This window comes from Bradyrhizobium sp. WSM471, assembly GCF_000244915.1.
In the GTDB taxonomy this organism is placed as follows: Bacteria; Pseudomonadota; Alphaproteobacteria; order Rhizobiales; family Xanthobacteraceae; genus Bradyrhizobium.
The window spans coordinates 7387069-7408611 of sequence record NZ_CM001442.1; the positions used below are offsets into that span (position 1 = coordinate 7387069).

26 protein-coding genes and 1 tRNA gene are annotated in these 21543 nt (G+C 64.5%); 5 read left to right on the forward strand and 22 right to left on the reverse strand.

Translation table 11 applies throughout. From position 1 onward, the window contains the following. Window positions 1-4: 4 nt before the first annotated feature. The 5 genes from BRA471DRAFT_RS33795 to BRA471DRAFT_RS33815 all read right to left on the reverse strand — a co-directional run bounded on the left by BRA471DRAFT_RS33795 (window position 5) and on the right by BRA471DRAFT_RS33815 (window position 4087). The gene (locus BRA471DRAFT_RS33795) at window positions 5-502 is read right to left on the reverse strand and encodes a UPF0262 family protein (RefSeq protein WP_007615473.1); all 498 of its coding nucleotides are present in this window, start codon (window positions 500-502) and stop codon (window positions 5-7) included. Beyond that, window positions 499-1794, reverse strand: a complete 1296-nt coding sequence (hisD, locus tag BRA471DRAFT_RS33800; RefSeq protein ID WP_007615474.1) for a histidinol dehydrogenase — start codon at window positions 1792-1794, stop codon at window positions 499-501. Before hisD ends, BRA471DRAFT_RS33795 begins: the two co-directional genes overlap by 4 nt. Before the next feature lie 150 nt (window positions 1795-1944). Further along, window positions 1945-2382 (reverse strand): DUF2948 family protein, encoded by a 438-nt coding sequence (locus BRA471DRAFT_RS33805; RefSeq protein ID WP_007615475.1) that lies wholly within the window; start codon window positions 2380-2382, stop codon window positions 1945-1947. A gap of 80 nt (window positions 2383-2462) precedes the next feature. Beyond that, window positions 2463-3122 (reverse strand): NAD(P)H-binding protein, encoded by a 660-nt coding sequence (locus tag BRA471DRAFT_RS33810; protein WP_007615476.1) that lies wholly within the window; start codon window positions 3120-3122, stop codon window positions 2463-2465. Window positions 3123-3148: 26 nt separating this feature from the next. After that, window positions 3149-4087, reverse strand: coding sequence for an SDR family oxidoreductase (locus BRA471DRAFT_RS33815; RefSeq protein WP_007615480.1), 939 nt, complete (start codon window positions 4085-4087; stop codon window positions 3149-3151). Window positions 4088-4169: 82 nt separating this feature from the next. On the opposite strand from BRA471DRAFT_RS33815, the gene BRA471DRAFT_RS33820 reads away from it, so the two are divergent. Beyond that, the gene (locus BRA471DRAFT_RS33820; protein WP_007615481.1) at window positions 4170-4823 is read left to right on the forward strand and encodes a TetR/AcrR family transcriptional regulator; all 654 of its coding nucleotides are present in this window, start codon (window positions 4170-4172) and stop codon (window positions 4821-4823) included. A gap of 6 nt (window positions 4824-4829) precedes the next feature. Here the strand turns inward: BRA471DRAFT_RS33820 and BRA471DRAFT_RS33825 are convergent, their stop codons facing one another. The 5 genes from BRA471DRAFT_RS33825 to BRA471DRAFT_RS33845 all read right to left on the reverse strand — a co-directional run bounded on the left by BRA471DRAFT_RS33825 (window position 4830) and on the right by BRA471DRAFT_RS33845 (window position 8940). Continuing rightward, window positions 4830-5654, reverse strand: a complete 825-nt coding sequence (locus BRA471DRAFT_RS33825) for an alpha/beta fold hydrolase (protein WP_007615482.1) — start codon at window positions 5652-5654, stop codon at window positions 4830-4832. A gap of 19 nt (window positions 5655-5673) precedes the next feature. Continuing rightward, window positions 5674-6183, reverse strand: a complete 510-nt coding sequence (locus BRA471DRAFT_RS33830) for a hypothetical protein (RefSeq protein WP_007615486.1) — start codon at window positions 6181-6183, stop codon at window positions 5674-5676. A 292-nt stretch (window positions 6184-6475) separates the two neighbouring features. Continuing rightward, window positions 6476-6784 carry an EthD family reductase gene (locus BRA471DRAFT_RS33835; RefSeq protein WP_007615494.1) on the reverse strand — a complete coding sequence of 103 codons (309 nt, stop codon included), beginning with the start codon at window positions 6782-6784 and terminating at the stop codon, window positions 6476-6478. Window positions 6785-6999: 215 nt separating this feature from the next. Then, a complete protein-coding gene (locus tag BRA471DRAFT_RS33840; protein WP_007615496.1) occupies window positions 7000-8706 on the reverse strand; it encodes an FAD-dependent oxidoreductase in 1707 nt (568 codons plus the stop codon). Between the two features lie 27 nt (window positions 8707-8733). Continuing rightward, on the reverse strand, window positions 8734-8940 hold the full coding sequence (locus BRA471DRAFT_RS33845; protein WP_007615497.1) for a hypothetical protein: 207 nt from the start codon (window positions 8938-8940) through the stop codon (window positions 8734-8736). A gap of 317 nt (window positions 8941-9257) precedes the next feature. On the opposite strand from BRA471DRAFT_RS33845, the gene BRA471DRAFT_RS33850 reads away from it, so the two are divergent. Continuing rightward, window positions 9258-9332 (forward strand) — tRNA-Thr (locus tag BRA471DRAFT_RS33850). 801 nt (window positions 9333-10133) lie between these two features. On the opposite strand, the gene BRA471DRAFT_RS38575 is transcribed toward BRA471DRAFT_RS33850, so the two are convergent. Further along, a complete protein-coding gene (locus BRA471DRAFT_RS38575; protein ID WP_007615498.1) occupies window positions 10134-10880 on the reverse strand; it encodes a hypothetical protein in 747 nt (248 codons plus the stop codon). A gap of 238 nt (window positions 10881-11118) precedes the next feature. Continuing rightward, the gene (locus BRA471DRAFT_RS33860; RefSeq protein WP_007615499.1) at window positions 11119-11448 is read right to left on the reverse strand and encodes a hypothetical protein; all 330 of its coding nucleotides are present in this window, start codon (window positions 11446-11448) and stop codon (window positions 11119-11121) included. Between the two features lie 158 nt (window positions 11449-11606). Between BRA471DRAFT_RS33860 and BRA471DRAFT_RS33865 the strand changes: the two genes are divergently transcribed. Continuing rightward, complete coding sequence (locus BRA471DRAFT_RS33865) at window positions 11607-12011, forward strand: VOC family protein (protein ID WP_007615500.1); 405 nt, start codon at window positions 11607-11609, stop codon at window positions 12009-12011. 183 nt (window positions 12012-12194) lie between these two features. On the opposite strand, the gene BRA471DRAFT_RS33870 is transcribed toward BRA471DRAFT_RS33865, so the two are convergent. From BRA471DRAFT_RS33870 to BRA471DRAFT_RS33890, 4 genes are all read right to left on the reverse strand, one after another. After that, window positions 12195-12671 carry a Crp/Fnr family transcriptional regulator gene (locus BRA471DRAFT_RS33870; RefSeq protein ID WP_007615501.1) on the reverse strand — a complete coding sequence of 159 codons (477 nt, stop codon included), beginning with the start codon at window positions 12669-12671 and terminating at the stop codon, window positions 12195-12197. Between the two features lie 189 nt (window positions 12672-12860). Next, the gene (locus tag BRA471DRAFT_RS33880) at window positions 12861-13490 is read right to left on the reverse strand and encodes a ferric reductase-like transmembrane domain-containing protein (protein WP_007615502.1); all 630 of its coding nucleotides are present in this window, start codon (window positions 13488-13490) and stop codon (window positions 12861-12863) included. 11 nt (window positions 13491-13501) lie between these two features. Continuing rightward, window positions 13502-14005 carry a hypothetical protein gene (locus BRA471DRAFT_RS33885; protein WP_007615503.1) on the reverse strand — a complete coding sequence of 168 codons (504 nt, stop codon included), beginning with the start codon at window positions 14003-14005 and terminating at the stop codon, window positions 13502-13504. Between the two features lie 136 nt (window positions 14006-14141). Then, complete coding sequence (locus tag BRA471DRAFT_RS33890) at window positions 14142-14564, reverse strand: MgtC/SapB family protein (RefSeq protein WP_007615504.1); 423 nt, start codon at window positions 14562-14564, stop codon at window positions 14142-14144. Window positions 14565-14798: 234 nt separating this feature from the next. Between BRA471DRAFT_RS33890 and BRA471DRAFT_RS33895 the strand changes: the two genes are divergently transcribed. Further along, the gene (locus BRA471DRAFT_RS33895) at window positions 14799-15794 is read left to right on the forward strand and encodes an LLM class flavin-dependent oxidoreductase (RefSeq protein ID WP_007615505.1); all 996 of its coding nucleotides are present in this window, start codon (window positions 14799-14801) and stop codon (window positions 15792-15794) included. Between the two features lie 174 nt (window positions 15795-15968). On the opposite strand, the gene BRA471DRAFT_RS33900 is transcribed toward BRA471DRAFT_RS33895, so the two are convergent. From BRA471DRAFT_RS33900 to BRA471DRAFT_RS33925, 6 genes are read right to left on the reverse strand one after another with little or no spacing between them, the layout of a single operon-like run. Then, on the reverse strand, window positions 15969-16844 hold the full coding sequence (locus BRA471DRAFT_RS33900) for an amidohydrolase (protein WP_007615507.1): 876 nt from the start codon (window positions 16842-16844) through the stop codon (window positions 15969-15971). 12 nt (window positions 16845-16856) lie between these two features. After that, on the reverse strand, window positions 16857-17249 hold the full coding sequence (locus BRA471DRAFT_RS33905) for a RidA family protein (protein WP_007615509.1): 393 nt from the start codon (window positions 17247-17249) through the stop codon (window positions 16857-16859). Between the two features lie 25 nt (window positions 17250-17274). Beyond that, the gene (hpaH, locus tag BRA471DRAFT_RS33910) at window positions 17275-18078 is read right to left on the reverse strand and encodes a 2-oxo-hept-4-ene-1,7-dioate hydratase (protein ID WP_007615511.1); all 804 of its coding nucleotides are present in this window, start codon (window positions 18076-18078) and stop codon (window positions 17275-17277) included. 3 nt (window positions 18079-18081) lie between these two features. Next, window positions 18082-18942 (reverse strand): fumarylacetoacetate hydrolase family protein, encoded by an 861-nt coding sequence (locus tag BRA471DRAFT_RS33915; RefSeq protein WP_007615512.1) that lies wholly within the window; start codon window positions 18940-18942, stop codon window positions 18082-18084. Between the two features lie 43 nt (window positions 18943-18985). Beyond that, window positions 18986-19603, reverse strand: coding sequence for a flavin reductase family protein (locus BRA471DRAFT_RS33920; RefSeq protein ID WP_007615514.1), 618 nt, complete (start codon window positions 19601-19603; stop codon window positions 18986-18988). 3 nt (window positions 19604-19606) lie between these two features. Further along, entirely contained in the window at window positions 19607-20572 is a 966-nt protein-coding gene (locus BRA471DRAFT_RS33925; RefSeq protein WP_007615516.1) for a tripartite tricarboxylate transporter substrate binding protein, read from the reverse strand. A gap of 131 nt (window positions 20573-20703) precedes the next feature. Between BRA471DRAFT_RS33925 and BRA471DRAFT_RS33930 the strand changes: the two genes are divergently transcribed. After that, entirely contained in the window at window positions 20704-21513 is an 810-nt protein-coding gene (locus BRA471DRAFT_RS33930) for an IclR family transcriptional regulator (RefSeq protein WP_007615519.1), read from the forward strand. Window positions 21514-21543: the final 30 nt, after the last annotated feature.

A 21543-nucleotide genomic window follows, 5' to 3' on the forward strand; every position in this document is an offset into this window, starting at 1 on the left:
GCGCTTAACCCTTCCAGTGCAGGACGGTAATGAGCGTGAACAGCCGGCGCGAGGTCTCGAAATCGACCCGCACCTTGCCCTTCAGCCGCTCCTGCAGCGTGCGCGATCCTTCGTCATGGATACCGCGGCGGCCCATGTCGATGGCCTCGATCTTGTCCGGCGTCGCCGTGCGGATCGCCTGGTAGTAACTGTCGCAGATCATGAAATAGTCCTTCACGATCCGCCGGAACGGCGTCAGCGACAACAGATGCGCGACCACGGGCGTGCCGTCCTCGCGGCGGATGTCGAACATCAGCCGGCTGCCGGTGATGCCGATATGGAGCGTGAACGGGCCCTTCCCGTCGGCGCCCTCCGGCGCGAACAGATTCTGCTCGATCAGATCGTAGATCGCGATCGCGCGCTCATGCTCGATGTCCGGCCCGGAACGGCCGATCGAGTCCTCGTCGAGCGTGACGCCGACGATGCGATTTTGCGAGTCGTCCTGTTCGGGCGGCTGGGTCATGACAAATTGAGGCGCAATCCAATCGAGCGCGAATGGGCATCTAGCCCCTCCGCCTTGCCGAGAATCATCGCGGCCGGACCCAGCGCACGCAGCTGATCCGGGCCGCATTTCAGGATCGAGGTGCGCTTGAGGAAATCGTGCACCGAGAGCCCCGACGAGAATCGTGCCGAGCGCGCCGTCGGCAGCACGTGGTTGGAGCCGCCGACATAGTCGCCGATCGCCTCCGGCGTATGCGGCCCGAGGAACACGGCGCCCGCGTTGCGGATCCTTGCGGCGAGCGCGTCGGGATCTTGCGTCATGATCTCGAGATGCTCGGCGGCAATCGCATCCGCGAGCGGAATGGCGTCGTCGAGGTTCTTCACCATGATGATGGCGCCGAAATCGGCCCACGAGGCGCTGGCGATCGCGGCGCGCGGCAGCGTCTTCAACTGCGCCTCGACGGCCTTTTCGACATCGGCGGCAAGGCGCGCGGAATCGGTGATCAGGATCGACTGCGCGCTGGAATCGTGCTCGGCCTGGGCCAGCAGGTCGGCGGCAATCCAGTCCGCATTGCCGGTGTCGTCGGCGATGACGAGCACCTCCGAGGGACCGGCGATCATGTCGATGCCGACCTTGCCGAACACCAGCCGCTTTGCCGCGGCGACATACGCGTTGCCGGGTCCGACGATCTTGGCGACGGGCGCGATCGTCGCGGTGCCATGCGCGAGCGCGGCAATCGCCTGCGCGCCGCCGACGCGATAGATCTCGGTGACGCCGCCAAGCTTTGCTGCCGCCAGCACGAGCGGATTGAGCTTGCCGTCGGGCGAGGGCACCACCATGACGAGGCGCGCCACGCCGGCGACCTTTGCCGGCACTGCATTCATCAGCACCGAGGACGGATAGGCCGCGGTCCCGCCCGGCACGTAGAGGCCGGCGGATTCGATCGCGGTGTAGCGCCAGCCGAGCTCGACGCCGAGCTGATCGGTGAAGCGCTCGTCCTTCGGCATTTGGCGGCTGTGATAGGTCTCGATGCGATCGCGCGCGAGCTTGAGCGCATCCAGCGTCGCTGCATCGCAGGCTTTCACCGCGGCCTCGATCTCGGCGGCGGTGACGCGCAGGCCGGATGCATCGAGCGTCAACCGGTCGAACTTTGCCGTGGCCTCGAGCAGGGCGGCGTCGCCCCGCTTCGCCACGTCGTCGACGATGGCACGCGCGGCCGCCTCGACGTCTGCCGAGGCCTCGCGCTTGGCGGCGAGGAAGGCCCCGAATCGCTGGTCAAAATCGGCGCTGCTGCGGTCGAGACGAACGGGCATCTTGGCTTCTAACTGGTTTTTGGGGGCGCGGTTTGGCTCACCAAGCCCCTGCTCAATGGCGCGGCGGGGAAGCTGCGTCAACCCTTGGGCCGGGCCGTTCCCCTCCGGCGTCGCCTGACGAGCGCGGGATGCGTGGCCTTGGCATGCCACTCACCCCTCGCCTTCAGCCTCCAACCCCGTCCCCAGCTGATCCGCTCCCAGATCAGTCAGCTCGCATTCCAGGCATTCGACGTCGAGGCGGATGGCGCCGCCTTGGGCAAACAGCAGCAGCGCGCTCCCGCCGGGGGCGTCCTGGCCATGAAATTCGATGCCGACGAGGTCCAGGACAGTGTCCGGCGCGTCGAGGTCGATGTTGCGCGACTTGCAGGCGAGCACGCGGTCGAAACGGAGGGCGGCCACCAGCCTGCGCGGCTCGGCCTCGCCGTCCAGCGTCTGCTCCCAGTCCAACCGGCTCATGCCGACGACCAGCCGCTTTTCGCTTTGCCGCCAGATGATGTCCGAGGGCTGCACGCGGGCGTCCTGGACGTGCGCCGAGATCACGGAGAGGTCGTCGGCGTCGAGTGCGATCAGTTTGAGCTGGGGAGACATCGACGGCGCTTTCTGCTTCGGGCGGACGGGCTCAACGCGCGCGGGCGGCGAAATTTCCCTAGAACTAACGCCCCACTGGACTAGAGGCTATTGATATCCTCCATCTCCAGCACCTTTCGCGGATACCCCTCCCGCGCAACCCGGATCATGGCGCGGCCGATCTGCTCGGTCGAGGTGACGAGCCGCGACGAGAGCCGGCGCAGCACCGACCACAGTGGCCAACTTGCCCTATACACGGCCTGCACCCACGCCGTCTTGGAGCGGGCCCCGTGGAGCGGCTGGATCGCACCGGGCCGGAACATGTAGGCCGCCTTGAACGGCAGCTTGAGCAGATCGTTTTCGGTCTTGCCCTTGATCCGCGCCCACATCCGCGAACCCTGCTCGGTAGAATCAGTGCCGGCGCCCGTGACATAGACGAAGGTCATCTGCGGATTGAGCCGTGCCAGCGCGGCCGCCGCTGCGAGCGTGATGTCATAGGTCAGACGACGGTAGCGCTCCTCGCTCATGCCGATCGAGGAGACGCCGAGGCAGAAGAAGCAGGCGTCGAAGCCGGTGAGCTGCGCTTCGATCGCCGAGTAGTCCGTGAAATCGCCGTGCGTGATCTCCGTGAGCTTGGCGTGGCGCACGCCGGTCGGGCTGCGGCCGACGACGAGCACGCGATCGATGCCGGCATCGATCAGGCATTCGCGCAAGACGCCCTGTCCGACCATGCCGGTCGCGCCGAAGATGATGATTTGCATCGGGACCTCCCCGACCGGCTCGCGGCTCATGCGGCGGCCGCGATCTCGTCGAAGGATATACCGGTCAACGTCGCCGAGACATCCCACAGCATGGCTGCCGAGGCGAAATCCTTTGCCTGCGGCATGATCTTCGCCGGCCGCGGTGGCCCCTTCAATTCGTAAAACCCGTTCGGGCCGTAGTAGCCGCCGGGCTCCGCTGCCGGCCAGGTCGCCGCCAACAAAGTCGGCAGCGCGCCTTCCGCGGCAGACTGGCTAATGAAGGGCTGCAGCCACCGGCTCACCCGCGATTGGAACGTGTTCGCTCCCGGCCCGTTCGCAATCAGATCGGTCCGCGCGTAGCCGGGATGTGCGGCAAGGCTCGTCAGACCCCAGCCTGCGGCGAGGCTGCGGCGCTGCAACTCCAGCGAAAACATCAGCATCGCCAGCTTGGACTGGCAATAAGCCCGCCACGGACGATAGGAATGCCTAGCCTGCAGATCGTCGAAATTGATCGAACCGGAGCGGTGCGCAAGGCTCGAGAGGTTGACGACCCGGGCCGCCTTCGCCCGGCGAAGCTGCGGCAACAGCTGCGCCGTCAGCGCGTAATGACCGAGATAATTGGTGCCGAGCTGCATCTCGAAACCATCCGCCGTCTGCTGCCGCTTCGGCAGCGCCATCACGCCGGCATTGTTGACGAGCAGGTCGAGCTGCTCGTTGCCGGCGGCAAAGCGCCTGGTAAAATCGGCGACGGAGGCGAGGCTGGCGAGGTCGAGATGCTCATAGGCGATCAGCGCATTGGGAAAGCGCTCGCAAATGCCCTCGATCGCGCGCATGCCCTTTGCGTCGTTGCGCCCCGTGAGTATGACAATGGCACCGGCGCCCGCCAGCGCCATCGCGGTTTCGTAGCCGAGGCCGCCCGTCGCTCCGGTCACGACGGCAGTCTTGCCGCTGAGGGAGGGGATGTCTGCCGTGGTCCAGTCGGTCATGCCATAGCTCCGTCGGGCTGGGAAAGGGCCCGCGACGGGTCTAAATGTGCACTGGGTGCAACTTTGCAAGTGGTGAAATGATTTGAAGCTTTCGAAGGTCGCCGGGAAATCAGTCGACAGGCGCACCAAGCCGTTGCCGGCAGGAGCAAAATCCGCCGATGGCACCGGCCTGCGCCAGCGTAAATTGCAAGCGACCCGCGAGCGGTTGACCCGCGCGGCGATGGCACTCTTCCTGGAGCGCGGCTTCGAGGCCACGACCATCGACGACATCGCGGCCGCGGCGGACGTGTCGCGACGCAGCTTCTTCCATTATTTCGCCTCGAAAGAGGACGTGGTCGCGGCCTGGCAGGAAGGCGCCGCCGCCGCGCTGGTCGCGGAGGTCGTGGCGCGGCCGGCGGGCGAAACCATGCTGAGCGCGGCGGAGAACGCGATCGCGGCGACGCTCAAGCGGATCGATCCGGCGGAGGCCGCGGCCATGTCGCGGCTCAAGCGCGACAATCCCGCGCTTCAGGCGCGCGACCAGCTCAAATACGAGAAGCTCGAGCGAGCGTTGGCCGAAGGGCTCGCCCAGCGCGCCAGAACCAAATCGGACCGGCTGAAGGCGCGGCTCGTCGCCATGATCGCCACCGGCGCGATGCGCGTCGGCGGCGAGAGCTGGATCGGCGGAGGGGCGCGGGAGGAGCCGGAAGCTTTCGTCAAGCGCACCTTTGATGCGATCAGGGCGATATTGGCGTGAGGCCGCTCACCCTTTGAAAAACGCCAGCAGGTCCGCGTTGATGGTTTCGGCGTGCGTCGTCGGCATGCCGTGCGGGAAACCCTTGTAGGTCTTCAGCGTGCCGTTCTTGAGCAGCTTGGCCGACAGCGGCGCGGAGTCGGCGTAAGGCACGATCTGGTCGTCGTCGCCGTGCATCACCAGCACCGGCACATTGATCTTCTTCAGATCCTCGGTGAAGTCGGTTTGCGAGAACGCGACGATGCCGTCGTAATGGGCTTTCGCGCCGCCCATCATGCCCTGGCGCCACCAGTTCTGGATCACCGCTTCCGACGGCTTTGCGCCGGGACGGTTGTAGCCATAGAAGGGGCCGGCCGCGATGTCGCGGTAGAAGCTGGAACGGCCGGCAGCGAGTTGCACCTGGAAATCGTCGAACACGCTCTTCGGCAGGCCGCCGGGATTGGCCGCGGTCTGCAGCATCAGCGGCGGCACTGCGGAGAGGATCGCGGCCTTCGCCACCCGGCTCTCGCCGTGGCGCGCGATGTAATGCACCACTTCGCCGCCGCCGGTGGAGTGGCCGACATGGATCGCGTTCTTGAGCTCGAGATGGGCCGTCACGGCCGCGAGATCATCGGCATAATGATCCATGTCGTGGCCGTCGGCGACCTGCGACGAACGGCCATGGCCGCGACGGTCATGCGCGATGACGCGATAGCCGCGCGTGACGAAGAACATCATCTGCGCGTCCCAGTCGTCGGCCGACAGCGGCCAGCCGTGGCTGAACACGATCGGCTGGCCACTTCCCCAATCCTTGTAGAAGATCTCGACGCCGTCCTTGGTGGTGATGATAGGCATTGTCAGGCTCCTTGAATGATCAGGCGAACGCCATCGGCTTGAAGCGGCGCCAGGCGCCGACGGTGAGCACCACGAAGAACACCAGCACGAGGCCCTGCACCACCGCGAACACGGGGCCTCCGGGCGGATTCGGTGCCACGGCGGGCGCGAGCGCGGCGAGCGCCGGCACCTTCAGGAATGACTGGATCACCAGCACGAAGACATTGAAATACAGCGAGATCATCGCGGTCACGATGTAGACCGGGCGCCAGACACCAGCGAGCTTCATGCCGTAGAGCGCGAGGCAGGCGATCGCGAGCAGGACCAGCGAGATGATGCCGATGATATGCGAGGGCAGCAGCTCCTTGAACGGAAACAGGAAGCCGGTGGCGCTGGTGAGGATCGTGAACGCTAAGAAAATCGCGGTGAGGCCCGGCATCGCCTTCGAGCCGAGCAGGCCGAACATCACGACGAGGCCGGCGGCGATGCCGATCAGGCTGATGATGACATGAACCAGCGTGAAGGCGGGCAAGCTCAACCCAAGAACCATGACATCTCTCCTACTCTCCGCATTGAGGTCGGGATTGATATTACGGTCCTCATCGGATTGCCACATGCGCTGGCGTCACACATGCGTGCGCAGCCATGCGTCGTCGTGCGAATCGAAAAACGCATGGCTGAATTATTTGCACCGCTGTCACAAACGACGGCAGTTTGTGGTGCGTAGCCCGGATGGAGCGATAGCGTAATCCGGGATTTTCGCATGCAAATGCAATGGCCCCGGATTACGCTGCGCTCCATCCGGGCTACGAGTTCTCAACTATTGACGAAGTCGAAGCGTCTCACACTTCCTTGGTGTCGAAGATCAACAGGTCGGCGCCGCCACTGGCAAATTTCGGCACGTCAGCGCCGGTCGCCTTACCTTCCGGGCTAGCGAATGCCGCCTGGATGTCGGCCGTGCTGTCGAAGGTGAGAATGGCAACGAGATGGATTCCGGAAGGTCCAGCGGGGGAGCCGACCGGGCCCTTGCTGATGGCGTACTTCTTCAGGCCTGGAAGTTTCTTCGCGAGCGGAATGTGGGTCTCGGCATAATATTTGTCGAAGGCCGCAGCATCCGTGGGCGTTTTATACAGCACGACGATTTCAGCCATTTAGTCCTCCCGTTAAGCGTTTTCTTTGTCGATCCTCATGGTGAGGAGGCGCGCGAGCGCCGTCTCGAACCATGAAGGCCCGGCTTTTGCAGCTGGGCCTTCATCCTTCGAGACGCGGCCTTCGGCCGCTCCTCAGGATGAGGGGAGATAGTCACGCATCACCCGGCGAGATGGCAAGTCACATTCGCCTTGCCATTTGCTTGTGGTCTACTTGACTAAAGCGCCGGTTTTGCGGCGTCGCCGAGATAGCCGTGCAGGGAGGCCACGACCTGCGCGCCTTCGCCGATGGCGCCGCCGACCCGCTTGACCGAGCCGGAGCGGACGTCGCCGACGGCATAGACGCCGGGCACGGAGGTCTCCAGCGGCGCGACCAGCCGGCCCTGGTTCTGCTCGGACTGCGCGCCTGTCACGACGAAGCCGCCGCGATCGAGCGTCACGCCGCAGCCGTCGAGCCAATTGGTGGCGGGATCGGCGCCGACGAACAGGAAGAGATTGCGGATGTCGGCGAAATCCTCGTCGCTCGAGAGCCGGCTCTTCCAGCGGATGCGCCGCAGCAGCGAGGCCTCGTCGCCTTCGAGCGCCGTGATCTCGGTGTTGAACATCAGTTCGATGTTCGGCGTGGCTTCGACGCGCTCGATGAGATAACGCGACATGCTGGCGCCGAGGCCGCCGCCGCGGATGATCATCAGCACTTTTTTGGCGTGTCCGGAGAGGAAAACAGCGGCCTGCCCCGCCGAGTTGCCGGCCCCGACCAGCGCGACCTCCTCGCCGGCGCACAGCTTCGCCTCGACCGGCGAGGCCCAATACCAGACCCCGCGGCCCTCGAACTTGTCGAGGTTCTCGATCTCGGGCCGGCGATAGCGCGCGCCGCTGGCGACCACGACCGCGCGCGAATGCAGGGGATCGCAGCCGTCGAGCGCCACCGAAAACGCGCCGTCCTTACGCGTGCAGTCGAGCGACTTCACCGTCACCGGGATCATGATTTCCGCGCCGAATTTTTGCGCCTGGTTGAAGGCGCGCGCGGTCAGGGCCTGGCCGGAAATTCCGGTCGGAAAGCCGAGGTAGTTTTCGATGCGCGCGCTGGCGCCGGCCTGGCCGCCGAAGGCGCGGGTGTCGAGCACGGCGACCGAGAGGCCTTCGGACGCGGCATACACGGCGGTGGCGAGCCCGGCCGGTCCGGAGCCGACGATCGCGACGTCGTAGATGCGGTCGTTGCGGGGGCCACCGATCATGCCGATCGCGCGCGCAAGCTCGGTTTCGCCGGGATTGCGCAGCACCGCGCCATCGGGTGTGACGACCAGCGGCCAGTCTTCCGGCTTGGGCGAATAACGCGCGATGACGTCGGCGGCGTCGCGATCCCGCGCGGGATCGAGCAGATGATGCGGCTGGCCGTTGCGGGTGAGGAAACCCTGCAACCGCACCACGCCTGCCGAATGCGACGGGCCGATCAGCACGACGCCGCCGACGCCGCCCTGGAGCAGATTGACCCGACGCAGGATCAGCGCGCGCATGATGCGCTCGCCGAGCTCGGCCTCGGCAACCAGCAGCGCGCGCAGCCGCTCCGGCGGCAACAGCAGCGTCTCGACGTCGCCTTCGGCGCGGCCGTCGACCAGCGCCGGCCGTCCCGAGAGCTGGCTCAGCTCGGCTAGAAATTGCCCCGGCCCCTGGTCGATCAACGGGGTGACATGGCCAAGGCCGTCGCGCTGGGTGATGGCGACATGGCCCTTCAGCACGACGAACATGCCCGGCCCGGACTTCCCGGTTTCGAACAGGAATTCCCCATCGGCATAGTTGCGGACCTCGCCGAAATGTCTGACACGCTCGATCTCGGCTGATGTCAGCGTCGGAAAGGTCTGTTCAGGGCGAGTGAACCGCGACATCTGCGCGTCACTCTCGGGTCGTTGCGATTCGTCCTGCCCCATTGCCACGTCCATGCACTCCAAAAAATCCTAGTCGCCGGCTTTGCCGGCGGTCCCCTCATTTAGGGAATCATCTTCGTTCTGCGAGGGGCCGCCACTTGCGGCCCGTTCGCGCGCCTGCATCTTTCGCCGCTTCAGGTTTTCGCGCAGCGCCGATTTGAGCCGGTCGTCGCGGGTCGCCTGCCGCGAGTCCTGTCGCGAATCCTGCCGCTCGCTCTTGTCGTTCTCGTCTGCCATCACCGGTCCATTACAGCGATCGGCGATAACATGCCCGAGGAATAAGGCAGCTCAAGAGGCCCCGCGCGATCCGATCGTGCGAAAATCGAAATGGATCGAATCCGGCGCGTCGGGCAACTGGCCAGTTGGGTGGGGATATCGGAACCGAATCCGCGGAAAGTCGGCCGTTTCGAGCCAAAACAGGCATTTTGGCCCCGATATCGACCCGATTTTATCGCTTTGGCGGAGCTAGCAAGCTTGCACAGGAGGGGGGCTTGTGGCAGATATCGGCCCGCTTGGTAGGCCCCTCGTGGCGGCCGATTCTTACCCCAGCACATGCTGCCGTAGCTCAGTGGTAGAGCACTCCATTGGTAATGGAGAGGTCGACAGTTCAATCCTGTCTGGCAGCACCATTCCCTCGCTCAAATCGCACATGAAGCAGCCTTCTCGCGGCATGAGCTGCCCGAGGTTTGCTTCTACCTTGACCCTCTTCCGTGAAGAGGGCGCAGGGAAGACCGGGTGCCGGCTGGCACCCGCGGTCCGCTGCGCAAAGATGTAGCGCAAAGAGACCGCACAGCAGCATACAGGTGACGCCGAACACTCGGCCTTCCCTGCGCAGTGGGTTGACGGCTTATGCCGCGCTCTCCCCGGCGACGAGTTCCTTTTTGTCACCGTCGCCTTGCAAATTGACGATGCATTGAGACTCGGTAGAGCCCCGATCCATCTCCGCAAGGCTTGACCGTAGCAACGACGGCCAGGACCACACGATTTTGCCGTACGCAGCGATCCGGCTTCGCCAAGAGGCTTCGCCGGACACGTCCTGCTTCGCCCAAAAGGGCTTCGCAGGGCGTTGGCGCCGGTCGTCCGCACGCTAGACAAGACCTCACGAGGTTCATCTCGCCCTGGCCCCGTCTTCGTGCCCGACGCTGCCGCGTCCACCACACCCCGATCCACGTTCGTTACGACGGACGATCGCCCCTCTCCCTGGACCGGGATGGCGGATTGATACTGCGATTCCGAATTTCGGTAAAGTGGAATATTTTTTGGGCGGGGGATTGACGGGGTTTTGGAGAGGCGGGGTGTTTTGCCCGATGGGTCAGATTGGCGCACATCGTGGGCCTAAACACGTATATCGCCCACATCTGGAAGGGGACACAAACCGACATCCAGCGGACTTCCGCTATGGGCCACAAGCGGACCTCGCGTTACGACAACTAAGGATGGGATAGATCAACCGACCTGTTCACGAGTAGACGCTCAAGCACGGTCTTCCCGCTGGCGATCTGCCGGTCGAACTCCTTCACGGAGTAGTCCTCGCCCTTCGGCTTGTTCGACGAGTAGAATGTAATTCTCTGTGTAAGCCCGTCGTGGCAGGCCCAAAGAGAACAGCCGCCTGCGAAGTCGCAATGCACCGGATAATATCGGGTTTGCTCCCGACCACCTGCGTCCAGAAACTTGATGAACATGCTGCCGTAAGGGGACCTCGCTTGGTCTTGTCTGGTCCATCCGTATTCGTCGGCAGGTAGGCCGATAGCCACCTTTCGATAGCGAGCCCAATCGGCCTGCCATGCCTCGCAGTTCGTATCCACGCCGGCAAGGATGCTGGCCCGGTTCACTCCCTTTACTACGGAAACGCCTATGATTTCACGCGGGTGGTTGGTTGATGACCCTACACTTACAGAGACCCATTCTGCGGAGCGCAATCGGGCCGCCAATCGTTCAGGATCACGTAGAAGGTCGTTGAGGTAGAAGTGAAATGGGCTTTTGCCTGGCGGGCTTGCTACATAGAAGCCAGTCTGTTGATCCTTTGGGTCCTCATCCGGCAGCGCAACGGTCACGCCATTCAAGTCAACAAGATATCTCCCGTCCGAGGCTCGCTTTATCGCTTCTTCGCACCGCGCGATCGAAATTGAACTAGCGACAAGGAAAGCTAGGACCGCCGTCTTCCAGATAGGGCTCATGCGGCTGCTCCGGCGCTGGCCATTTGCGCCCTTGGTTACGAGGCTCTTAAGTGGAACGTCAACCGCGGCAACGACCAATACTCAATTTTCCATGAACGCGAGGTCCGCTTTGGGTCACTTGCGGACATCGCGCGAGCGAGAGCTACGGTCAGATTTAGCCAAGAAATGCATAGCATTGCTCGGTGACGAAACATGATGGGTTGCGCTTCGCTCTAGCCATCCTACGCGCTGACTAGATCTACCGCCGACCACGGCGCCATGAGGCCGCGATCAGCCAAAACACGAACCTGACAAACAGGATCGCGGCCGTGATCTGGATCCAAAGGAAACCACCGAGTTCACGTAAAACAATCTCGGCCTGAGCGCCCCAATAACCAGGAAGCGCATCGCCGACAGCTTCAATACCGTGCGTGCCGGTTCGCAGGGCCCATCGGACCCACTCAGGCTTGTAAAAGAGCGTAGCGCCGAGCAAAATCCAAGTCAGCAAAGCAGTGCTAACTCTGAAGGAGTGCACCTTGGCGTGGTGCTTGAACGCCGCGAGTCTTCCATTTTCTCCGGCTTGAGCCATGTTATTTTCCTATTCGAAGCCTACGGTGCCGGAAAGTTCGTAGGATGAGTAAAGCGAAGCAAAAACCATGGAAGACTTGCTCGATGACGAATGGTGATGGGTTTCGCAAGTGCTTTACCCATCCTACGCAAGCTTAAGACTAAAAAAAGGGGAGAGGCATGCTTGGGAACGCGAAGGTGGCAACCCGGCTTCCAGCCAAAGACCTGGATCGGGCGCGAGCGTTCTATTCGGAAAAGCTCGGGCTCGAGCCGGTCGAACAGCGCGAGGGTGGACTCCGCTACGTCTGTGCGACTGGCGAGTTTGCGATATTCATCTCGGCCGGACGGCCATTCGGCACGCACACACAGATGGGCTGGGAAGTCGAGGATATCGAGGCAACGGTGCGCGAGCTTCGCGTGCGGGGAGTCGAGTTCGAGGAATATGACCTACCCGGCTTGAAGACCGTTGATGGAATTGCCGCGATTACCGGGAATTACCCCAGCAAGGGTATCGGTGAGCGGGGCGCGTGGTTCCGCGACAGCGAAGGTAACTTGCTGGGAATCGGGCAGCCGATTCGATCTTGACGAGCAGCTGGGTCGCTCGTGTCGTCGATGCGGATGGCCACCGCCAATGGCCGTCACGCTCGGCCACAGTCATTGTAGCACGTAGGATGGGTAGAGCGAAGCGATACCCATCGAGGCCTCGTGCGGTGACGAAAGGTGATGGGTTTCGCAAGGGCTCTACCCATCCTACGCATTATCACTTGATCACTTGTCGTCACCCATCTGATGCCCCGCAAAGCGATCGTCGCTGCGGCGAAGCCGTCGGCATAGCTCGCGATTGATGTTCTGCAGGACGATTACGTAGGCGTGGATATCGGCCTTGTAACAGGCGTAGAGCTTTTGGGCGGTCAGCTCGTAGAGCACGGTCGGACTTTCCGCGATCACCGTGGCAGAACGATTCTGCATTTCAATCAGCGTCATCTCGCCGAAGAAATCGCCGGGCTGCAGAACGGAAATCTGGATGACGCTCCCCGCATTCGCCCGCTTGCTCACCGCCAGCCGGCCGGATTTGACGATGAACAGCGAGCGTCCGGGTTCGCCCTCCGTCACGACGGTTGCTCCGGCATCAAAGCGGCACTCGACCAGCATCGACATCAGGAGGTCGAGACTTTGATCCGGAATACCGCCGAAGAACGGTGTGGCGAGCAGGAACGCCTTCAGGTCGGGGGCGCTGACAGCCATCGCGCGAGGATAAGCCTCGGCGCCATCAGCAGCAAGCAGAGCACACCTTGGCGTTGACGATGCTCAACGCGTGTGAAAGGCGGCGTAGCCCGGAGGGAGCGCAGCGTAATCCGGGGCCGGCGGCCGTGGATGCGGTCGTCCCGGATTGCGCTGCGCTCCATCCGGGCTACGAACCCGGACGTGGCCATGTCATTGCCCAGCAACACGCTCGCCGCGCAACGTTCTCGTTCTCCAGAGGTCAACCATCACCTTGACGGTCGCCGCAAGCACGGCTGCGCAAAGCGTCGCCTTCGAGATCGTCTCCATCGTCCCCTCGATCAGCAGGCAATGGGCGACGCTGCCGGCGACGATGACGACCGCGAGGGGAATATGGACGATGCGCCAGGTGCGCAGCCGCAGTCCCAATCGCCGGCGTAGCAGCGCCAGAAGCGCGACCGTGAAGATGGCCCACATGGCGGTCACGCCGAAGGGGGAGAACGGCGTCGGCGATGTATAGGTCAGGGCGTCGATCATGTCGGGCGGGCTGGTGATCCAGAGGCCGGCGACGTGGATCACCACCGCCAGGGCAAGCGCGCCGCCGATCCAGTGATGGGCGCGCCGGCCGCGATAGGCCGACAGACCCGGCAGATGTCCGCCGATCAGCAGGGGCTGAACGAGCACGAGACCGAGCGCGATGATCCCGGCGAAGCCGGCGAGGATGTAGACCGGGCCGCGCCATGCGAGCTGCTCGCTTCCGGCAGCGAGCGCGATCGGCACGCCAATGGCCAAGGCAAGGCCGACCCAGATCAGCGGCGCCCGGGCCGATCGCCGCCCTTTCATCTCCAATGCGGTCAGGCCGGCTGCAGGACGAAGTGCGCTTCGAGGCTGGTTTCCTTGGCGCTCCGCATCACCGGCCGGAGGAACACGGTTTTGAAGTCGCCGCTGTCATAGGCGAGATGGCCGTGCGGCTGGCCGAAGATCGGAATGATCTGCGGCATCTCGAGCCGGAACTTGCCGTCCTTGTCGGTGAGCGTGGCGCCATGACTCTGCGGCTCGTGCTCCTGGCCTTCGGTGGTGTGCGCCCAGATCTGGATGCGCTGGCCTGCGAGCGAAGCCCCGTCGCCGGCGCGGCGCACGGTGCCGCTCATCCAGAAACCGCCCTTGCCGATCCGCTCCACGATCGCCGCGCCCTTGCGGTAGTTGTTCGCCCCGCCCGACATCGTCTCGGTCGGCGCGAGGCCGTCCGCGCGGGCAGGCAACAGCAGGCCGGGAACGCCGGTTGCCAAGAGCCCGGTTGCGAGGATCGAGCCGCCCGCGGCGAGGAGGCTCCGGCGATTGAGTACGACCGTGGTCATGTCGGTTCCTCCTGGCGAGCGTCCAATGGCTCGGCGAGTGTACAACAACAGGGGCCAGACGCCCAGTTGGGCCGAGGGACGCAACGGGTCGCAATGACGGTGTTGTGAACGGGGGCGCAGGCCGCCCGCATCTGCATCAGTGATCTTCGTCTTCCTTGACCAGCGTCAACAAGCGAAGCGTCAGGAACGTGAATACGGCGACCGTCACCGCGACATCGTAAGCGCCGAGCCCGACGGAAACTCCGATGGCGCCGGTGGCCCAGAGGCTCGCGGCCGTCGCGGTGCCCTGCACCGAAGTCCCCTGCTTGAGGATAGCGCCTCCGCCGATGAAGCCGATGCCGGTGATGAGGCCCTCGATCACCTTTGCCATCCCGTCAGGCGAATGCACCAGCAGGCTTTCGCTGGCCTGCACGAAGCCGCAGCTTGCCATTGCGACCAGCGGAAAGGTGCGCAAGCCCGCGCTTCGCGCCCGCTTCTCGCGGTCCCAACCAATGGGAGCGGCGAGCGCGAAGGCCGCAGCCAGCGCAATGACATGAACGCCGATGTTGAATCTGTCCAAAGAAAGCCCCCGAAATGAAAATCGTCGCCATGGATCAAACCGGCCGGCAACGCCGCAGTGGGCCCTAGGTTTCAGTGCAGGCGGATATGCCGCATGCGTCGGCGGGGCAATGGCTTCGCCTCCGCGTAATGGCGCCGGCGGCGCAGCACCATGATCGTTTCGGCTGGTATTCCCGGGGCCGGCTCCTACATGTCGAGACTACGTTCCCATCGCACGCGCCATCCGGACCCGCCCATGATCCCCTTCTCCGTGCTCGACCTCGCGCCCATCCGCCAAGGCGGCGACGCCACGCAGGCGTTCCGTAACTCGCTCGATCTCGCGCAGCACGCGGAAGCGTGGGGCTACACGCGCTTCTGGCTGGCCGAGCATCACAACATGACGGGCATCGCGAGCGCGGCGACGTCGGTGGTGATCGGACATGTCGCGGGCGGGACGAAGACGATCCGGGTCGGGTCCGGCGGGATCATGCTGCCGAACCATTCGCCGCTGGTGATCGCCGAGCAGTTCGGCACGCTGGCCTCGCTCTATCCCGGGCGGATCGATCTCGGCCTCGGGCGGGCGCCGGGCACCGACCAGTTCACCGCACGCGCGCTGCGGCGCGACCTCGCCACCAGTTCGGAAAATTTCCCGCAGGACGTGCTGGAGTTGCAGGCGCTGCTCGGCGACGTGCAGCCGAACCAGACCATCCGCGCCGTGCCGGGCATGGGGACGAAGGTGCCGCTGTGGATCCTGGGCTCCAGCACCTTCGGCGCGCAGCTAGCAGGCATGCTCGGCCTGCCGTTCGCGTTCGCCTCGCATTTCGCGCCGCAGATGATGATGCCGGCGCTGCGGGAATATCGCGCGCGCTTCGAGCCGTCGGCGCAGCTCGACAAGCCCTACGCGATGGTCGGCGTCAACGTGTTCGCCGCCGACAGCGACGCGGAGGCGCAGCGCATGTTCTCCTCGCTGCAGCAGCAGTTCATCAATCTGCGCCGCGGCACGCCCGGCCCGCTGCCGCCGCCGGTCGACGACATGGACGCGCTGTGGTCGCCGGCCGAAAAGGCCATGGTCGGCCAGTCGCTGTCGTGCTCGGCGGTCGGCTCGCCTGTCGTGGTCGAAGCGAAGCTGAAGGCGCTGATCGCCGACACCGGCGCGGACGAATTGATGACCACGGGCCAGATCTACGATCACGCCGCACGGCTGCGCTCGTTCGAGATCGCAGCCGGGGTCAGGGATCGGCTGGCGGGGTGAGTGGGCGCGAATTGTTGCGGCGAGACAGGTGCGCTCCCTCCCCCGCTTGCGGGGGAGGGCTGGGGAGAGGGTGTTTCCGCAATGGGACAATCCCCTAGAGGAGAGAACCCTCACCCCGACCCTCTCCCGCAAGCGGGAGAGGGAGCGCACCGCGCTCGCGGCAGGCCGTGAGCCCTAATCCGGAAAGCCGAACAGCTTGGCCGGATTGTGCACCAAAATCTTCTCCAGCTCCGCCTGATCGGCTGCGTAGCGGTACATCAGCTCGAGCAGATCGGCGTCGTTGGGCGGCTGCTTGACCGAGACCGGATGCGGCCAGTCGCTGGCCCAGACGCAGCGGTCGACGGCTGCCTCGATATAGGCGCGCGCGATCGGGATGACGTCGTCGTAAGGAGCACCGAGCTTCGAGGTCTTCTCGCCGAGCGACAGCATCACCCAGAAATTGCCCTTGGCGAGCAGCTCGAGCATCTTGCGCAAGTTCGGATCGTTGCTGCCGGCTTCCGGATCGGGCCGCGCCATGTGGTCGATCAACACGGGCACGTCGAGATTCTCGTACTTGGCGACGCTGGAGACGATGCCGTCCTTCTCGGGCTGGATCTTGACGTACCAGCCGAGCTCGCGGATGCGCGCAATGGCGCGGGCGAAATCGGCATCCGACAGCACCGCGCCGAGTTCCTGGCGGAAGCTGAAGCGCGCGCCGCGCACGCCGGCATCGTGCAGTTTGGCGAGATAGGAATCGTTCGCCTCCGCGAACACCAGCGCGTTGGCGCAGCCGCGATAGTTCGGCCCCATCGCGGCGAGGCCGTCGAGCACGACGGCGTGGTCAGCGCCGTAAGTCGTGGTCTGCACGATGATGCCGCGCTCGACGCCGAGCGTCTTGTGCACGCGCAGCGCCGCTTCCCAGGTCGCGGTCGGCATCCGATAGGCAGCGCCAGGACGCTCCGGATATTTGTCGATGGGGCCGAGCACGTGGAACTGGCTGTCGACGGTTTTGGGCGGCGGCGCCTTGACCGGACGGCGCGGGTTCGGGTCAAACGGCAGATAGGTCGGCATGCGCAAACTCCTTTAGTCGATCATGGCGGTGAAGTCGCACTGCACCAGCGCGCCGCCGTCCATGTTGTCCATCGGCAGCGCGTGGCGTGCCGGGCGCGAATGCTCGTGCGGAAACATCTTGAGCCATTCGACATTCACGGGCCCGCGCTGCGTACGGTCCTTCAGCCACACCGTCATCTTGATGATGTCGTCCGTTGTGCCGCCGGCGGCCTCTACCGTCGCCTTCATATGCGCGAACATGTTGGCGCATTGGGCGTCCAGGCTCTCGGGCATCGCGCCAGCCGCATCGCGGCCGAGGATGACGCCCGACATCACGAGATTGCCGATGCGGCAGGCGTTCGGAATCGGATTGGCGTGCTTGAAGCTGCCGATATGGATGCTCTTGCGCCGCGTGTGACCGGTCATGATGCGCTCCCTCTTGCTTATTGGTTCAGACGAACTGGCACGACACCGAACCGAACGCGCCGTAATCGGCATGAAACGTGTCGCCACGGCGGATGTCGACCGGACGCGTGAACGATCCCGCCAGCACCACCTCGCCGGCGGCGAGATGCTCGTCATGCGGCGCGAGGCGGTTGGCGAGCCAGGCGATGCCATTGGCGGGATGATTGAGCACGCCGGCGGCCAGGCCGGTTTCCTCGACCTCGCCGTTGCGGAACAACAGCGCGCCGATCCAGCGCATGTCCGCGTCCATCGGACGGAACGGGCGGCCGCCGAGCACCAGCGCGGCGTTGGCCGCGTTGTCCGAGATCGTGTCCATGACCTTTCGCGCCTTGCCAGTCTCGGGATCGACGCGGTGCATGCGCGTCTCCAAAATCTCCAGCGCCGGGGTCACGTAGTCGGTGGCGTTGAGCACGTCGAAGATGGTGCAACCGGGCCCGCGCAGCGGCGCCTTCAGCACGAAGGCAAGCTCGACCTCGATTCGCGGCGCATGGAAGCGGTCGAACGGAATGGGCGTGGCGTCGGCATAGAACATGTCGGCGAACAGCACGCCGTAATCCGGCTCGGAAATGCCGACCGCGTTCTGCATCGCCTTCGAGGTCAGGCCGATCTTGTGGCCCTTGATGACCCGGCCGCGACCGAGCTGGAGTCTGGTCCAGGCGCGCTGAACGGCATAGGCATCCTCGATGCTGTAATCGGGATAGTCTTTGGTGAACATCGTGATCAGCGTCTTGGTGCGCTCGGCTTCGTCGAGCCGCGCGGCAAGGCGTTCGATCGTGGCGGCATCCAGCATGGCTCAGCTCTCCGCCGCGACGGTGTTGCGCAGCACGCCGATGCGGCTGGATTCGACCTCGACGACGTCGCCGACTTTCAGCCAGCGCGGCGGGTCGAAGCGGGCGCCCGCCCCGGTCGGCGTGCCCGTCACGATCATGTCGCCGGGCTTGAGGGTGGCGAAGGTCGAGAGATAGGAGATCAGAAAGTCGAACGGGAACATCAGCCGTTCGGTGGTGTCCTGCTGCCGCACCTCGCCGTTGACGCGCGTGACGATGTCGTGAGGCCCGCGCGGATCGAGCTCGTCCGATGTGACGATCCAGGGACCGATGCTGCCGGAACGGTCGAAATTCTTACCCTGGGTGACGTTGAACTTGCCGTGGCGCAGCCAGTCGCGGATCGTGCCTTCGTTGCACAGCGTCATGCCGAAAATGTGCGACCATGCCTTTTCGCGCGGAATGTGGCGGCCGCCCTGACCGATCACGATGACGAGTTCGCCTTCGTAATCGAGCTGGTCGGACACATGAGGCTTTTCCAGCGGCTGACCGGAGCCCGTCATCGAGGACATGCTGCGGACGAACAGGCTGGGATATTTGGGCAGCTCCGAGCTGTCTTTATACTCGGCATTGCGCTCGGCGTAGTTGACGCCGATGCACCAGAGCTTTTCGGGCGCCAGCACCGGCGGAAGCAGCACGAGATCGTCGAGTGCGTAGTCCGGCTTTTGTCCGGCGACGGCTTCCTGCGCGTCGGCGAGCGCGTTGGCGGCGATCAGCGACTTCACGTCGGAGAAGTCGCGGCCAATCCGCCGGGTCAGATCGACGACACCGCCTTCGATGGCGGCACCATAGCGCGGCTCTCCGTCCACGAGATAACTCACGAGTCGCATGGTCGTTCTCCAATGGTCTTGAGCCGCGCCCGGGGTAGCGCGCTCAGTCTTTCGATTTGGGAGTCTGGAACACGCCGCGCAGCGTCACGATCTCGCCGAGCCGGGCGTAGCGCGGCCCGCCGATGCGCGCGATCGGATCGAGCGCCGCGGTTTCGACCTTGCCGTCGTTCACGAGGCCGTCGCGGATGTGGAACATCACGACCTCGCCCACGATGAGACGGCTGCGGGCATCGCCGAATTCGAGGCACTGGCGAAAGCGGCATTCCATCGCAACGGGTGCAATGCTGAGCCGCGGCACCTTGATGCGCTCGCTCGCGATCGTCTCCAGGCCAAGCTCCGCGACCTCGCTGATCTCAGGCGGATGCTCGACCGATGAGTCGTGCACGGCCTGAATCAGCGGGGTATCGGCGATGTGGATGACGTATTCCTCGGTGTCGAGAATGTTGTGCGCAGTGTCCTTGTAATCCGCGCCCTTGCGGCCGACGCTGATGGCCAGCATCGGCGGCTTCTGCGAGACGAAGGTGAAGGCGCTGAACGGCGCGAGGTTGAGCACGCCGGAGCGCGACAGGCTCGTCACCCAGGCGATCGGACGCGGCACCACGATGCCGGTCATCAGCCGGTAGATGCGCTCGGCGCCGAGCTCGGTGGGGTCGATCCGCATCGATCAATCCGCCTTGATGTTGGCCTTGCGGACGATCGGAATCCATTTGGCGTCCTCGCGCGCGAGATAGGCCTTGAATTCGTCGGGCGTCATCGCGACGGCTTCACCGCCGAGCTTCTCGAACTTGTCGACCACGGCGGGGTCCTTCAGGATCGCGGTCAGCGCCTCGTGCAGCTTGTCGATCACGGGCGCCGGCGTGCCTGCCGGTGCGAACAGGCCGGTGAAGGTCTGGCCATCAAAGTCCTTGTAGCCGAGCTCAGTGAAGGTCGGCACGTCGGGCAGCGACTTCAGGCGATGCGGGCTGGTGACGGCCAGCGCCCGGAACAGGCCGGCCTTGATGTGCTGCAGGCTGACCGTGAGCTGGTCGAACGCGAACTGCACCTGCCCGCCCAAGAGATCGTTGACCGCAGGCGCATTGCCGCGATAGTGCGCGGTGACCCATTGCAGATCGAGGCTGGACTGCATCAGCTCGCTGAGCAAATGGTTGGTGGTGCCGGGGCCGGGCGAGGCCATCGTCAGCTTGCCCGGCTCGCGCTTGGCGAGGTCGATGAATTCCTTGAAATTCGTCGCCTGCACCGACGGATGCACCTCGAGCACCAGCGGCGTCATCGAGATCGTCGTGATCGGCAGGAAGTCCTTCTTCCAATTGTAGACGTCGCGCTTGTTGATTTCGGTCGCGAACAGCACCGGGCCGTTGGCGCCGACGAACAGCGTGTAGCCGTCGGGCGCGGATTTCGCGAAGGCCTCGCCCGCGATCATGCCGCCGGCACCCGCCTTGTTCTCGATGATGAAGGGCTGGCCGAGCTTTTCCTGGAGCTTGTCGGCGATAATGCGCGCGGCGCTGTCGACATTGCCGCCGGCCGGATAGGGCACGATCAGCTTGACGTTGCGCGCCGGCCATTGCTGGCCCGACGCCGGTCCCGTCAACATCGCCGCTGCGGCAGCGATGGCAATCCAGATTAATCTCATGTTAACCTCCCGGCGGCGCTTCCAATTTTACGTCGATTTGCCTGACGTCGTACACGGCATCTCGATTCGGAGCGCAATCTCCAGATGCGCGCTTTACCTGTCGAGTGAATTGTGGCGTTCTTGTCCATATTATGGACAAGAGGACTTCCGCGAAATCCGCCCGCCGCATGACCGAACCGCGACAGGGCGCGCAGGCGATCCGCCGCGCGCTCGCGGTGCTGCGGATCCTCGCCGCAGGCCGCGAAGACGGCGTGCCGCTGGCCGAGGTGGTGCGGGCGACCGGCCTCACCCGCCCGACCGTGCACCGCATCGTCCACGTGCTGATCGAGGAAGGCATCGTCGAACGGCATGACAAAACCGGCCGCTACGCGATCGGCAACCAGGTGCCGGAGCTCGCGCTGGCACGGGCCCGGCCCTCGCGGCTGCTGATCGCGGCAAATCCGTCGCTGCAACGCGCCTCGACCGAGATCGGCGACACGCTGTTCCTGACGGTGCGGACCGGCAACGACACGCTGTGCGTCGATCGCAGGATCGGCATCTATCCGATCCAGGTGCTGTCGATCGAGGTCGGCGCGCGTCGACCGCTCGGCGTCTCCAGCGCAGGCGTCGCCATCCTCGCCGCGATGCCGGCCCAGGACGCGCGAAAAATCGTCGCGGCCAATGAGAAGAGACTGGAGGCCTACCGGACCGACGCTGCAACGGTGCTGGGCCAGGTCACCGCCGCAAGGCGGCTTGGATATGGCATGAGAGAAATTGGTCTCGTGCAGGGCACGAAGTCGATCTCGACCTGGATCAAGACCCCGGACGGCCGCCCCGCTGCCGCGATGACCGTCTCCGCCGTTCGGACCAGGCTCGGCCCGCGCCGCGAGCAGGAGGTCGCGGAGATTTTGCTGCGGGAGGCGCGGATTATCGAGCAGGCGATCCGGGGGAATACTGGATAGCGCTGACCGTGCCGCTTCACCTCTCCCCGC